This window comes from Herbiconiux sp. UC225_62, assembly GCF_042694625.1.
Lineage (GTDB): Bacteria > Actinomycetota > Actinomycetes > Actinomycetales > Microbacteriaceae > Herbiconiux.
In genome coordinates this window covers 2,594,733-2,607,983 of sequence record NZ_CP170551.1, presented here as the reverse complement: position 1 = coordinate 2,607,983, position 13,251 = coordinate 2,594,733, and the positions used below count along the sequence as shown (strand labels likewise).

16 protein-coding genes are annotated in these 13,251 nt (G+C 69.1%); 5 read left to right on the top strand and 11 right to left on the bottom strand.

Annotation, left to right across the window (positions count from 1 at the left end; genetic code table 11):
- Positions 1-60: 60 nt before the first annotated feature.
- From ACFJGU_RS12705 to ACFJGU_RS12695, 3 genes are all read right to left on the bottom strand, one after another.
- Positions 61-897, bottom strand: coding sequence for an alpha/beta fold hydrolase (locus ACFJGU_RS12705; protein ID WP_382303876.1), 837 nt, complete (start codon positions 895-897; stop codon positions 61-63).
- Positions 898-1,009: 112 nt separating this feature from the next.
- Positions 1,010-2,188, bottom strand: coding sequence for a 2-C-methyl-D-erythritol 4-phosphate cytidylyltransferase (ispD, locus tag ACFJGU_RS12700; RefSeq protein ID WP_382303875.1), 1,179 nt, complete (start codon positions 2,186-2,188; stop codon positions 1,010-1,012).
- Between the two features lie 39 nt (positions 2,189-2,227).
- Entirely contained in the window at positions 2,228-2,710 is a 483-nt protein-coding gene (locus ACFJGU_RS12695; RefSeq protein ID WP_066040922.1) for a CarD family transcriptional regulator, read from the bottom strand.
- Between the two features lie 126 nt (positions 2,711-2,836).
- Between ACFJGU_RS12695 and ACFJGU_RS12690 the strand changes: the two genes are divergently transcribed.
- The gene (locus tag ACFJGU_RS12690; protein ID WP_382303874.1) at positions 2,837-3,409 is read left to right on the top strand and encodes a hypothetical protein; all 573 of its coding nucleotides are present in this window, start codon (positions 2,837-2,839) and stop codon (positions 3,407-3,409) included.
- 6 nt (positions 3,410-3,415) lie between these two features.
- Here the strand turns inward: ACFJGU_RS12690 and ACFJGU_RS12685 are convergent, their stop codons facing one another.
- On the bottom strand, positions 3,416-4,096 hold the full coding sequence (locus tag ACFJGU_RS12685) for a winged helix-turn-helix domain-containing protein (protein ID WP_382303873.1): 681 nt from the start codon (positions 4,094-4,096) through the stop codon (positions 3,416-3,418).
- Positions 4,093-5,169, bottom strand: coding sequence for a sensor histidine kinase (locus ACFJGU_RS12680; protein WP_382303872.1), 1,077 nt, complete (start codon positions 5,167-5,169; stop codon positions 4,093-4,095). The genes ACFJGU_RS12685 and ACFJGU_RS12680 overlap by 4 nt, the downstream gene beginning before the upstream one ends.
- A 223-nt stretch (positions 5,170-5,392) precedes the next feature.
- Here ACFJGU_RS12680 and phoU point away from each other — a divergent pair, with 223 nt between their 5' ends.
- Complete coding sequence (gene phoU / locus ACFJGU_RS12675; RefSeq protein ID WP_382303871.1) at positions 5,393-6,046, top strand: phosphate signaling complex protein PhoU; 654 nt, start codon at positions 5,393-5,395, stop codon at positions 6,044-6,046.
- 83 nt (positions 6,047-6,129) lie between these two features.
- On the opposite strand, the gene ACFJGU_RS12670 is transcribed toward phoU, so the two are convergent.
- Positions 6,130-6,882 (bottom strand): phosphoglyceromutase, encoded by a 753-nt coding sequence (locus tag ACFJGU_RS12670; protein WP_382303870.1) that lies wholly within the window; start codon positions 6,880-6,882, stop codon positions 6,130-6,132.
- Between the two features lie 69 nt (positions 6,883-6,951).
- On the opposite strand from ACFJGU_RS12670, the gene ACFJGU_RS12665 reads away from it, so the two are divergent.
- Positions 6,952-7,776 (top strand): class I SAM-dependent methyltransferase, encoded by an 825-nt coding sequence (locus tag ACFJGU_RS12665; RefSeq protein ID WP_382303869.1) that lies wholly within the window; start codon positions 6,952-6,954, stop codon positions 7,774-7,776.
- A 6-nt stretch (positions 7,777-7,782) separates the two neighbouring features.
- Here the strand turns inward: ACFJGU_RS12665 and ACFJGU_RS12660 are convergent, their stop codons facing one another.
- The 5 genes from ACFJGU_RS12660 to ACFJGU_RS12640 all read right to left on the bottom strand — a co-directional run bounded on the left by ACFJGU_RS12660 (position 7,783) and on the right by ACFJGU_RS12640 (position 11,570).
- Complete coding sequence (locus ACFJGU_RS12660) at positions 7,783-8,208, bottom strand: hypothetical protein (protein ID WP_382303868.1); 426 nt, start codon at positions 8,206-8,208, stop codon at positions 7,783-7,785.
- A gap of 56 nt (positions 8,209-8,264) precedes the next feature.
- Entirely contained in the window at positions 8,265-9,380 is a 1,116-nt protein-coding gene (locus ACFJGU_RS12655; protein WP_382303867.1) for an aromatic acid exporter family protein, read from the bottom strand.
- 6 nt (positions 9,381-9,386) lie between these two features.
- Positions 9,387-10,559, bottom strand: a complete 1,173-nt coding sequence (locus ACFJGU_RS12650) for a YgfZ/GcvT domain-containing protein (RefSeq protein ID WP_382303866.1) — start codon at positions 10,557-10,559, stop codon at positions 9,387-9,389.
- A gap of 5 nt (positions 10,560-10,564) precedes the next feature.
- Entirely contained in the window at positions 10,565-11,167 is a 603-nt protein-coding gene (locus tag ACFJGU_RS12645) for an FABP family protein (protein WP_382303865.1), read from the bottom strand.
- Between the two features lie 136 nt (positions 11,168-11,303).
- Positions 11,304-11,570, bottom strand: coding sequence for a hypothetical protein (locus tag ACFJGU_RS12640; RefSeq protein WP_382303864.1), 267 nt, complete (start codon positions 11,568-11,570; stop codon positions 11,304-11,306).
- A 66-nt stretch (positions 11,571-11,636) separates the two neighbouring features.
- On the opposite strand from ACFJGU_RS12640, the gene ACFJGU_RS12635 reads away from it, so the two are divergent.
- Both ACFJGU_RS12635 and mshD read left to right on the top strand, forming a co-directional pair.
- The gene (locus ACFJGU_RS12635; protein ID WP_382303863.1) at positions 11,637-12,329 is read left to right on the top strand and encodes a DNA-binding response regulator; all 693 of its coding nucleotides are present in this window, start codon (positions 11,637-11,639) and stop codon (positions 12,327-12,329) included.
- Positions 12,298-13,212 carry a mycothiol synthase gene (mshD, locus tag ACFJGU_RS12630; RefSeq protein WP_382303862.1) on the top strand — a complete coding sequence of 305 codons (915 nt, stop codon included), beginning with the start codon at positions 12,298-12,300 and terminating at the stop codon, positions 13,210-13,212. The genes ACFJGU_RS12635 and mshD overlap by 32 nt, the downstream gene beginning before the upstream one ends.
- The last annotated feature ends 39 nt before the right edge of the window (positions 13,213-13,251 follow it).

Sequence of the window (13,251 nt, the reverse complement as noted above, 5' to 3'; positions counted from 1 at the left end):
GTGCCGGTGCCGCGGAGGTTTTGTGTGACTCCGCCTGCGCGGCACCGACCGGAACCCGATCTACTGCTGGATGAAGGCGAGGAGGTCGGGGTTGAGAACGTCGGCATGGGTGGTCAGCATGCCGTGCGGGTAACCCTCGTAGATCTTGAGGGTCGAATTGCTGAGCAGCTCGTGCTGCTTCAGCGACGCGTCCTTGTAGGGCACGATCTGGTCGTCGTCGCCCTGCGTGACGAGGACCGGCACGGAGATGGCCTTCAGGTCGTCCGTCTGGTCGGTCTCCGAGAACGCCTTGATGCCCTCGTAGTGGGCCAGCGCGCTGCCCATCATGCCCTGGCGCCACCAGTTGGCGATGACGGGCTCGGAGGGGGTGACCCCGTCACGGTTGAAGCCGTAGAACGGCCCGGATGCGACGGCCTGGAAGAACTCTGCCCGGTTGGCGGCCAGCGCGCTGCGGAAGTCGTCGAAGACCGAGATGGGCAGACCCTCGGGGTTGGCCTCCGTCTGCACCATCAGCGGGGGCACCGACGAGACCAGGACGGCCTTGGCCACCCGCCCCTGCGGCTCGCCGTACTTGGCGACGTAACGGGCCACCTGGCCGCCACCGGTGGAGTGCCCGATGTGCACGGCGTTGTGGAGGTCGAGGTGCTGCACTACGGCGTCGACGTCGCTGGCGTAGTGGTCCATGTCGTGACCCGTGCCCACCTGGGTCGAACGCCCGTGGCCGCGGCGGTCGCTCGCGATCACCCGGTAACCATGGCCGAGGAAGAAGAGCATCTGTGCGTCCCAGTCGTCGGCCGAGAGCGGCCAGCCGTGGTGGAACACGATGGGCTGCGCATCCGCGCTGCCCCAATCCTTGTAGTAAATCTCAACGCCATCGTCTGTGGTCACAAACGGCATGATCGACCTCCGTGTTCGTGCCGGCCGCAGCCCCATCAGTGCGACGACCGGATCGGGGATTCCCGCCCCGGGTGAGGCGGGGACTCCATCAACCCTATCGCCGCCGTGCCGCTCAGGACGAGGGGTGCACGAGAGCCGTCGCGATGGCCGTGAGGCCCTCTCCGCGGCCCGCGGATCCGAGCCCGTCAGTGGTCGTGGCGGACACCGAGACCGGAGCGCCGAGGACGCCCGAGAGCAGCGCGTCGGCCTCGGTCTTGCGCGGGGCGAACCGGGGCCGGTTGCCGATCACCTGCACCGAGACGTTGCCGACACGGAAGCCGGCCGCCTCGAGGATCTCACGGGTGCGCTGGAGGAACACCTCGCCGTGGGCACCCGCCAGCGTCGGGTCGGCGGTGCCGAAGCGGCTGCCCAGATCGCCGAGTCCGGATGCGCCGAGCAACGCGTCGCAGATCGCGTGCGCCACGACGTCGCCGTCGCTGTGTCCGGCCAGACCCGCTTCACCCGGCCAGTGCAGTCCCGCCAGCCAGAGTTCGGCCGTGGCGTCGAAGGCGTGCGCGTCGACCCCGACGCCCGTTCGCGGCAACGCAGGCGCAGCCGCCGCGCTCCGCCTGCGGATCAGGTCGTCGGCGCGCTCGAGGTCGTCGGCGGTGGTGATCTTGAAGGAGAGAGCCGAACCCGCCACGACGCCCACCGGATGCCCGGCCTCCCGCACGAGCGCCGCGTCGTCGGTGAAGTCAGCCGCTGCGAGCGCGTAGGCCTCGACGATGTGCGCGCGGGGGAAGCCCTGGGGCGTCTGCACGGCGGTGAGCTGCGAGCGGTCGATCGTGTCGCGAACGGTGCCGTCGTCGGCGACGCCCTTGATGGTGTCGGTGACCGGCAGCCCTGGGATGACCCCGTGCCCGCGGTCCCGGACGGCTGCGACCACGCGGTCGAACACCTCGGGCGGGGTGAAGGCGCGAGCGGCGTCGTGCACCAGCACGACCTCCACCTCGGGCGCGAGCACCTCGATGCCCGCGGCGACCGAGCGCTGACGCGTGTCGCCGCCGGCCACGACGACCGCCGGCATCCGCCGTTCGTCGAGCTGAGCGGATGCCGCGCCGACGAGGGCGGCCGGAACCACCACGATGAGCGACACCGGTTCGGACATTCCCCGAACGGAATCGATCGACCGCGACAGGATGCTCCGACCGTCGATCTCGACGAAGGCCTTCGGTTCGGGGCGCCCGAGACGGGTGCCCGACCCGGCGGCCACCACGATCACCGCGACCGACGGACGGACGTCATCGGGCACGGCCGACGGGCTGTGCTCCACGGCGGACGGAATGCGGTGTTAGGAGGCCAGCACCTCGTCGAGCACCAGCGAGGCTTTCTCCTCGTCGGTCTTCTCGGCGAGAGCGAGCTCGGAGATCAGGATCTGGCGGGCCTTCGCGAGCATCCGCTTCTCACCGGCGGAGAGACCGCGGTCCTGATCGCGGCGCCAGAGGTCGCGCACGACCTCGCTCACCTTGATGACGTCGCCCGACGCCAGCTTCTCGAGGTTCGCCTTGTAGCGGCGCGACCAGTTCGTGGGCTCCTCGGTGAACGGAGCACGCAGCACTTCGAAGACCTTGTCGAGGCCCTCGCGGCCGATGACGTCACGCACGCCGACCAGGTCGACGTTGTCGGCGGGCACCTCGATCGTCAGGTCACCCTGCGTCACACGGAGTTTGAGGTAGATTTTCTCTTCGCCCTTGATGACCCGGGTCTTGACCTCGGAAATCGTTGCGGCTCCGTGATGGGGGTAAACGACTGTTTCGCCAACCTCAAAAAGCATGAATGGATGTCCTTCCGTGGCTACCAGGATACCACAGGGGGTATGTAGTTAGGGTGTCCTAACCAACCCGCGCGGGCCCGCTCGTTGTAAGCTCGAGCCAAAGCGTTTACGACTCTGGAGGGTCTTGTGAGAGCACGGTTCGCGGCATCCGTTCTGGTGGTTGCGCTCGTCACCTTCGGTACCGCCGGGTGCGCGTTCATCACCCCGCAGGCCACGAAGAACATCGTGGAGACCTCCGACGGCGTGAACGGCACCGTGGGCGACGTGCACGTGCGCAACGCCACCCTCATCAGCGAAGACGGGTCGCTCGCGAGCATGTTGGTCTCCTTCGTCAACGTGGGCGACAAGAGCCAGAAGCTCACCGTGCAGTACGAGGACGGCGAGACCGGCGAGCGCGTCAGCGAACAGGTCACCGTGCCGGGCGAGGGCGTCATCACGAGCTTCGGCGGCGACGACGGGGAGCAGATCCTGCTCAACAACGTGTCGAAGCCCGGCAGCCTCTTCCCGGTCTACTTCCAGTACGGCGATGTCGAGGGCAAGCAGCTCCTCGTGCCGGTGCTGAACACCAGCCTCCCGGAGTACTCGGGGCTCGCGCCGACCCCCACTCCCACCCCGACCGTGACTCCCACGCAGACGCCGCCCCCGCTGGTCGACACCCCGGTGGAGACCCCCGCCCCCACCGAGACCCCCGCGGGCTGAGGTCCCCTACCCCTCGAAGCGGTAGCCGAGCCCCCTGACCGTCACGAGCAGGGTCGGCTCAGAGGGCAGCTTCTCGATCTTCGAGCGGATGCGCTTGATGTGCACGTCGAGGGTCTTGGTGTCGCCGAAGTAGTCCGAGCCCCAGACCCGGTCGATCAGCTGGCCACGGGTGAGCACGCGTCCGGCGTTGCGAAGCAGCAGTTCGAGCAGTTCGAATTCCTTCAGCGGCATGGCCACCTCTTTGCCGTTCACGGCGACGGTGTGGCGCTCCACGTCCATCGAGACCGGACCCGCCTTCAGCAGCGGCTCGGCGGCATCCAGCACCTCCAGCTGACGCCGCATCACGGCACGGATGCGCGCGAGCAGTTCGCGCGTGGAGTACGGCTTCGTGACGTAGTCGTCGGCGCCCAGCTCGAGGCCCACCACGATGTCGATCTCGGAATCCTTGGCCGTGAGCATGATGATCGGCACCGAGGAGCGGGTGCGGATCTCGCGGCACACCTCGGTGCCCGGGATGCCGGGGATCATCAGGTCGAGCAGGATGATGTCGACCCCGCCGCGATCGAACTCGCTGATCGCGCTCGGGCCGTCGGGCGCCACGGTCACGCCGTAACCCTCACGGCGGAGCAGATAGCTGAGCGGTTCGCTCAGCGCCGCTTCGTCTTCGACCAGCAGGATGTGGGTCATCGATTCTCTCCTTGAGGAAGTGCCGAGGCGGGAGGTGCCTCCGGAAGCCGGATGGTGAACGTCGAGCCCTGGCCGATCTGCGACCAGGCGCGGATGTCGCCACCGTGGTTCTGCACGACGTGCTTCACGATGCTGAGCCCGAGTCCGGTTCCGCCCGTGTTGCGTGACCGCGCCTGATCGACGCGGAAGAACCGCTCGAACACGCGCGGCAGGTCTTCTTCGGGGATGCCGATCCCCTGATCGGTCACGACGAGTTCCACGACGCCTTCGTCGTGGTGCACGCCGATGCCGACGCGCGAGCCGTCGGGCGAGTACTGCACGGCGTTGGCGATGAGGTTGTTGATGGCCAGGGCGAGGAGGGCCTCGTCGCCCATCACCTGCACGTGCTTGGCGCCGCCGACCGCGAGGGTCATGCCGCGCGCATCCGCCACGACGTGGTTCTGGTCGACCGCGGAGGCGACGACCTCGTCGAGGTCGATCCGCACGGCCGAAGCCAGGATGTCGGTGGACTGCAATCGCGAGAGCTCGATGATCTCGCGGGTGATCTGCGAGAGGCGGGTGGCCTCGGTGCCCATCCGCTTCGCGAAGCGGCGCACCTGCTCCGGGTCGTCGGAGGCGGGATCGAGCGCTTCGGCGAGCAGGGCGATGGCGCCGATCGGGGTCTTCAGCTCGTGGCTGATGTTGGCGATGAAGTCGCGGCGCACCTCTTCGAGGCGGTAGGCGTCGGTGCGGTCCTCCGCCAGCACGAGCACGTACCGGCTGCCGAGCCGGGCGGCCTGCACGTCGAGGTGGATGCTCGCCTCGCCGAACGGGCCGCGTGCCAGCGTGACCTCCTCGCTCACCGACTCGCCCGTGCTGCGCACCCGGGCCACGATCTCGAGGATCTCCTCGTGCACCAGCAGCTGATTCACGACCAGACCGTAGGTGTAGGACTTGACCGAGGCCTTCACCACGTTGTTGGACGGATCGAGCACGAGGCCGGCCGAATCGAGGGCGTCGATCACCTGATCCACCCCGTCGGGCACCGCGGAAGAGACGACGGTGACCGCGTTGTTTCCCCGCCGTTCAGCCATGTGGAGCAAGAGGACGAATCCCGCTCCCACAGCGAGGCCGAGTGCCACAGACAACAGCACCAACCAGCCTGTTTCCATACGGACTACACTAGTGAGTCCCCCTGGGCCCAAGGCCCGGTATCCCGCGGCGGAGACGTTGCTTCCTGGACTGTTCAACTTCCCGGCACCTCGCGTTAACCTGCCCCGGGGAGGATTGCATCACCGAAGAAAGGACCCTGCACGCATGCGTGAGGTATTCCAGCAAGAGCTGCGCGAAGTCCAGGAGCGTCTCGTCGAGATCTCCGAGCTCGTCACCGTGGCCATCACGAACGCCACTGAGGCGTTCAACGAGTCCAACGTCACCCTCGCCGAGATGGTGATCGCGGAGGACTCGAAGATCGACGCCCTCGCGTCGAGCCTCGACGAGCTGGCGATCAGCATCCTCGCCTTGCAGCAGCCGGTCGCCCGCGACCTGCGCATCGTGGTGACGGCCCTTCGGGTCAGCTCCTCCCTCGAGCGGATGGGCGACATCGCCGAGCACATCGCCCAGCTGGCGCGCTACCGCTACCCCGACAAGGTGGTGAAGAAGAGCCTGCGCCAGACCTTCGCCGAGATGGGTCGCCTCGACGTGGAGATCGCGAAGAAGCTCACGGTGCTGCTGCAGACCGAGGACATCGCGCTCGCCGACGAGATGCGCAACGACGACGACAGGATCGACGAGCTGCACGTGAGCGTCTTCGACGCCGTGCTCGGGTCGCACTGGAAGGGCGAGGCGGTCGACACGGTCGACGTCACGCTGGCCAGCCGCTACCACGAGCGCTTCGCCGACCACGCGGTCTCGATCGCCAAGAAGGTGCAGTACCTCGCCACCGGCGAGTGGCAGGGCGCGAGCGCCTGACGGAGACACCTTCCGTTCACCGAAGAAGCCCCGGACCTCCTACGAGGTGCCGGGGCTTCTTCGTGTTCGGGGCCTCTTCGGGGCTACTTCTTGCCCTGAGCGGCCACCGCTGCAGCACCCGCGGCGGCGGCTTCGGGGTCGAGGTACTCGCCCGGGCCGAGCGGCGCGAACGAGGCATCCAGCTTGTAGACGAGCGGGATGCCGGTGGGGATGTTGAGCTCGGCGATCTCGTCGTCGGAGATGCCGTCGAGGTGCTTCACGAGGGCGCGCAGCGAGTTGCCGTGGGCGGTGACCAGCACGGTCTTGCCGAGGGCGAGGTCGCCGGTGATGTCGGACTCCCAGTAAGGCAGCATCCGCTCGATCACGTCTTTGAGGCATTCGGTGCGCGGCACGTCGTCGCCGAGGTCGGCGTAGCGCGGGTCGCCCACCTGCGAGTAGGGGTCGTCGTCGGCGATGGGCGGCGGCGGCACGTCGAACGAGCGGCGCCAGGTCTGGAACTGCTCGGGGCCGTACTCGGCGAGGGTCTGCGCCTTGTCCTTGCCCTGCAGCGCGCCGTAGTGGCGCTCGTTGAGGCGCCAGGAGCGCTTGACGTCGATCCAGAGGCGGTCGGCCACCTCGAGCGCGAGGTTCGCGGTCTGGATGGCGCGGGTCAACCGCGAGGTGTAGAGCACGTCGGGCAGCAGCCCCGACTCGGCGAGCAGTTCGCCGGCACGCTTGGCCTCACCGACGCCGAGCTCGGAGAGCGGCACGTCGACCCAGCCGGTGAACAGGTTCTTCTGGTTCCACTCGCTGTTGCCATGGCGCAGCAGGATCAGGGTGTAGGGCTCAGTTGGCATGCCTCAATCCTATGGGAGCGGCGCGGGGCGCGCGGGGGCCGTCCCGTCGCCGCATGGTTGGATGGAGCCATGCCGATCGGGGCCGTCACGCGGGGAACCACCAACACCAACCGCCTCCGGCGTGTCGACCGGTGGATCACCACCCTCGGCGTCCTGCGTCGCACCGACGACCCGCTCGTGGTCGACCTGGGGTACGGCGCCAGCGGGGTCACCGCTTTCGAGTTGCAGGCACGACTCGCGACCGTCCGGCTCGACGTCGAGGTCATCGGCCTCGAGATCGCGCCGGAGCGGGTGGCCACCGCGGTGGCGCAGCTGAAGGACGTGCGCGACGGACGCACCTCCTTCTCCCCCGCTGCCCACGTCGCCTTCGCGGTGGGCGGCTTCGAGGTGCCGCTGCCCGCGGGCAGGCGGGCTGCCGTCATCCGTGCCTTCAACGTGCTGCGGCAGTACGACGAGGCGGCGGTGGCGGATGCCTGGCGCCTGATGATCTCGCGACTCCAGCCGGGCGGGCTGCTGGTCGAGGGCACCTGCAACGAGGTGGGCCGGGTGAGCAGCTGGGTGGCGGTGGGGCACGGCGGGCCCGAGTCGTTCAGTGTGTCGCTGCGTCTGAGGGAGCTGGACCATCCGTCGATCGTGGCGGAACGGCTGCCGAAGGTGCTGATCCACCGCAACGTGCCGGGCGAGCCCGTGCACCGCTTCCTGGCCGACCTCGACCGGTTCTGGCAGCACAACGCCGGGCTCGGCACCTATGGGCCGGCGCAGCGCTGGATCGCGACCGCCGCGGCGATGACAGGGGCAGGATGGGACGTGCGTACGCCGCGAAAGCGCCTCCGGCTCGGCGAACTCACCGTGCCGTGGGCCCAGGTCGAGCCTCGCGGCTACTCCTGGGGATGACCCGCGCTACTTGACGGGCAGCACGACCTCACGGCCGTCGACTTGGATGGTCAGCGGCTCGGCGGGGGTGACGCGCGACGGCGTCCAGAACACCGAGGTGTGTGGCACGAAGTCCATGGTGCAGGGCCCGTCGGACACGGGCATGGTGGTGATGGCGACCGTGTTGCCCTCGCCGGCCGGCTCGACCACGCTGATGTGGCCACCGATCACGGGGCAGGTCGAGCTGCCGGAGATGGCGATGGCGATGCTGTCGCCCTCCTCCAGCCAGAACGCCTGAAGACCGTCGTCGCCGCCCTCGGACTCCTGGGAGATGTGCTCCTCGTCGGGCAGCCCTGAGAAGTTCTCGGTGGGGCCGGTGACCGTGCAGCCGGCCAGCAGCAGAGAGGCGGCGAGGACGGGCAGGGCGAGCAGGGCGGAGGTGCGCATCTTCATGCTGCTAACGGTATCGAACACTGAGGGGAGCGCGCGCACTTTTCCGGGCATCCGGGTCACTGGCTGATGTCGGGGAGGGTGCGGAAGGCTTCGTCGGCGGGCATGCCGCTGGCGCCCAGCAGGTCGAGCACCAGCGGACGGATGGAGAGCACCAGGGCCGCCTCGGAGACCGGCTCGTCGGGAACGAGGGTGCGCGGATCGAGGGTGATGGCGATGAGCACCAGGCTCTGCCGTACGATCGGGCGGAGTTCCGGCCGATCGATGCTCTGCGCCAGCATCGACCCGGCGCTCTGCAGTCCGGCGAAGACCTCCGCGATCTCGGGCCGCGGCCGCCCCGCGGGCAGCACCGCCAGGCGGCGGCTCACCACCCGCAGGTTGCGGGCACCACGATCCATGTTCAGCTGCATCACCTGCAGGTCGGCGAGCTCGCCGCGGTGCTTGCGGAGAAAGGGCGAGATGCGTGCGATCGCCACGGCGGAATCGATCGAGGCCTTCCACTGGTCGAGCAGGCCCTGCGTCTCGCGCGCGCGACCGAGCACCACCTCGGCCGTGTGCTGGTCACCGAGGCGCAAGACGGTGACGAGTGAGGAGGTGAGCCCGTTGAAGACGCTGAAGAACTTGAGCGCCTCGCGCCGTGCCGCCCGCCGCGGGTCGCGGGGCAGCAGAGCGGTGCAGGCGATCGCGACCAGGCCACCCACCACCGCGTCGGCGGTGCGGGTGAACGGACCGCCGGGCGGCACCGGGGTGAGTGCCACCAGCGCGGCCTGCACCGCCGCGACGATGGGGATGCCCGGCAGCGGCGACAGCGCACGGGTGACGGCGAGCACCACGAGCATGGTCAGGGCGAACTGCCACAACCCCTGACCGAAGCCGAGCAGGATCAACTCGCTCACCGTGATGCCGATCGTCATCGCGATGGCCGTCTCGAGCACCCGGAGGGGCCGGGCGTCGAGCACCAGGCCGAGACTCGACAGGCTCACCGTCACGGCGGCGATCGGGAAGTCATGGCCCAAGACGTAGCGGGCGAGCGCGTAGGCCACCGTCACCGCGACGACGAGTTGCAGGATGGCCGCACCGCTGGCCCAGGTGCGCTCGATCCCTCTCTGAGCGACGGCCTCCCAGCGCTTCCGGCGCGTGACGGGTGGCTCGTCGGCCGGCGTCGCGTCGGTCATCCGGCCTCAGCGCGTGCGCGCACCCAGTCGGGGCAGGCGAGGCACCCGGCCGACGGTGGCACCGGCCTCCGGGGAGACGATCTCCTCCGCGGTGGCGGCCACGTCACCGTCGGCGGTGCGGACCACTACCCCCGCGTCGACCGGAAGCTGCCGCTTCACCACGGCGAGCGCGATGGGTCCCCACTCGTGGTGGATGGCGACGGAGGTCACGTGCCCGGCGGCATCCTCCGCACCGGCGGCGAACACCTCGTCTCCCGCTGCGGGGAGCACGGCATCCGACCCGTCGAGGTTCAGCAGCACGAGGCGACGGGGCGGGTGCCCGAGGTTGTGCACCTTCGCCACGGTCTCCTGCCCGCGGTAGCAACCCTTGCTCAGGTGGACCGCCGATCGCATCCAGTCGAGCTCGTGCGGGATCGAGCGCTCGTCGACTTCGGTGGTCAGGCGCGGCCGCCAAGCGGCGATGCGGAGCGCTTCGGCGGCGAGCAACCCGGCCACACCGAGTTCTCCGGCCCGCACGGCCTCCACCAGCTGCCGGAGCGCGGCCCGCGGCACGAGCGTCTCGCGCCAGAACCAGCTCGCACCCGGGTGCTCGTCGATCACGGCGTACTGCACTCCCCCGGCCACGACCTCCGGCCACGGGTCGACCCAGGTGAGCGGATGCCCGTTGCCGGTGTGCGCGACGGCCGCGAGCGCCACCGGGGCGGCCGCGTCGGGCCCCTCGGCGAGCCAGCCGATGGTCGCGAACTCGTCGGTGCGATCGGCGATCTCGACGCGGAGCATGAAGCGCATCCGCTGCAGCCACTGCTCGAGCGGCTCCGTCTCCGACGCGTCGACCAGGAGCCAGGCGGTTTCCCCGTCGTCGAACACCCGGATGGCGTGCTCGATGCGGCCGTTGGCGCTGAGTAGCAGGGTCTCGGCCGAGGCGCCAGGGGCGAGATCGCGGATGCTCTGACTCGTCACCGAGTCGAGCCAGCTCAGCCGATCGGGGCCGGACACCGAGATGACACCGCGGTTCGACAGGTCGACGACGACGGATGCACCCGCGCCGGCGGCAGCGCCCGGGCCGCCCGCGAGCATCCGCTGTTCGACGATCGGGTTGCCGTAGTGCGCGGAGATGCTCTCGTCGGGGGCGGGGGCCGCGACGGCTCCGGGAAGATCGAGGAAGGGTGAGGCCGTCACGGCGCTCAATCCGCCTTCGCGAGCCGGGCCGAGGCGTGGGTTCGGAGGTCTTGACCGAGGGCCGCGATGTCCCACGCCCAGAGCAAGTGGTTGTCGACGAGACCGTAGATGCGCGTGGCGGCCGCGTACTCCTTGGCCGACTGGGTGCGCACCACCGCGTCGGTGGCGAGATCGATCCGGGGGCCTTTGACCTGCCCGAGGTAGAGCTCGCTCACGCCGGTGGGGTGCACGATCGACACCTCGATGTCGAAGCCCTCGGCCGAATTGCGGAGCGTCTCCACCGACTGAGCGGTGTTGAAGGGGCGCGGGCCGACACCCGGGAGCATGCCCGGACCGACGTCGCCCTCGATGTGCAGTCGGGCCAGCCGCCAGTATCCGGTCTCGGAGGTGAGCGGTTGACCCTCGACCTCGTCACCGAGGAGCCAGGTGTAGGAGCTGTAGTTGAGGAAGGGCAGACCGTCGTGGCTGAAGCTGATGCGCTGACCGAACTCCTGCGAGACGTTCTCGTCTCCGACGGCGTAGTCGATGACGCCGGTGCCTTCCCAGACCCCGATCAACCACGACAGGGGCACCAGCTCGGCGGGCAGGCCGGTGGGGATCTCGATCACGGGCTCAGCACCGCAGCTTTCTAGCGCTGGCCGCGGAACAGCTTGTAGACGACGACTCCGGCCGTCCAGGCGATGGCGAGGCTCGCGAGCCCGAGAAGCCCGATGAACAGGAGTTCTAGCGCGACGTAGGACATGCCTAAAGCTTAGCGCCCGCCGCGAAGGCCAGTGGACCCAGCACCACCGTGGCGAGGGCCAGGATGACCACCGCCCCACCGAGGCTCGCCGAGACGCGGTTCACGAAGCCCTTGCGCTCCCTCACCAGCAGCTGGATGCCGAAGGTCACGAGGAGCGCGAGACCGAGCACCACGGGCATGAAGACGAGGAAATCCCCCGGCGTCACCCACACCCCGACGGCGACCACGGCGAGGATCGTCAGGATCCACACCGGGACTACGCTTCTCATGAGCAGACTCATACCCGTCATTCTGCCCGATAGTATGTATCGCAGGCGTTCTCTGGAGGATCTTACGTGGCGCAGTTGTTGATCCTGACCTCTGCGGTCGACCGCGAGGTGTTGCCCGCACTCTCGCTCCTGAGCCATCGCACCCGTCAGATCCCCGCTGAAGCCTCCCAGCTGGTCAACACCCCGAACAGCGACCTCATCTTCGTCGACGCCCGCCACGACCTCGCCAGCGCCCGTTCGCTCTGCAAGATCCTGTCGAGCACCGGCATCGGGGTCCCGGTGGTGCTCATCCTCACCGAGGGCGGGCTCACCGCGGTCAGCGCCGAGTGGGGCGCGGCCGATGTGCTGCTCGAGACGGCCGGGCCGGCAGAGGTCGACACGCGCATCCGTCTCGCCATCGGCCGGCAGGTGCAAGACCAGTCGACCTCGAAGATCCAGGCCTCGGGCGTCGTGATCGACGAAGCGAGCTACTCGGCGCGCGTTCACGGCCGCCCGCTCGACCTCACGTTCAAGGAGTTCGAGTTGCTGCGCTTCTTCGCGATGCACCCGTCGCGGGTGTTCACCCGCGAGCAGTTGCTCAGCGAGGTCTGGGGCTACGACTACTTCGGCGGCACCCGCACCGTCGACGTGCACGTGCGACGTCTGCGCGCGAAGCTGGGCGACCTCGAATCGTTGATCGGCACCGTGCGCAACGTGGGGTACCGCTTCAACTTCTTCGAGGACGACAATGAGCGACTCGCTCACACTCTCAATCAGTAGCCCCGACGACGCCCGCGACCCCTTCCTGCGCCTCGTCGCGCGCGCCGCGCTGGTCGACGGACAGCAGCCGTTCAACGACCAGGCGCTCGTGGATGCCGGCAAGGGCACCCGATCACTCCTCCTGGCGCAGCGCACCGGCACCGTCGTGGGCGCTGCCATCGTGGGGCAGGGTGAGCTGGAGTTCGTGATCGACCCGGAGTGGCGCGAAGAGGGACTCGGGCGGCAGCTGCTCGACATCCTGCTCGCCAACCAGGGTCCCTTGGGCGCCGACGACGAAGGTCTGCGCGCGTGGGCGCACGGCGATCATCCGGCCAGCCGCCGTCTGGCCGCGACCCACCGTTTCGACGCGGTACGCACGCTGCTGCAACTGCGCCGGGAACTGCCGTCCACCCCCGACGCGACCGCACAGCCACCCGCCGGCTTCACGCTCTCCACCTTCCGCGGCGGAGCGGATGTCGACGACTGGGTCGACCTGAACGCGCGGGTCTTCGCCTCCCACGCCGAGCAGGGCGGGCTGACGGCCGAGGACATCGGCTTCCGGATGTCGGAACCGTGGTTCGAGCCCGACGACTTCCTGCTGCTGCGCGACTCCGCCGGCCGTCTCGTCGGCTACAACTGGCTGAAGGTCGAGCCCGGAGACGAGCGGGTGGGTGAGATCTACGTGATCGGGGTCGACGAGGACAACGCCGGGCAGGGCCTCGGGCGCTTCCTGATGAACCGCGGACTCGCCCGCCTCGTGGAACGCGGATGCTCGCAGGCCGCCCTCTTCGTCGACGCCGACAACACCCGTGCCGTCGCCCTGTACCGCTCCCTCGGCTTCACCGACCACACGATCGACGTGCAGTACCAGCAGCGCCTCCCGCTCCGCCCGCCGCGCCGCTGAGGTATCCTGCGGAGCTCGGACGAATGGACGTGGTCGGAG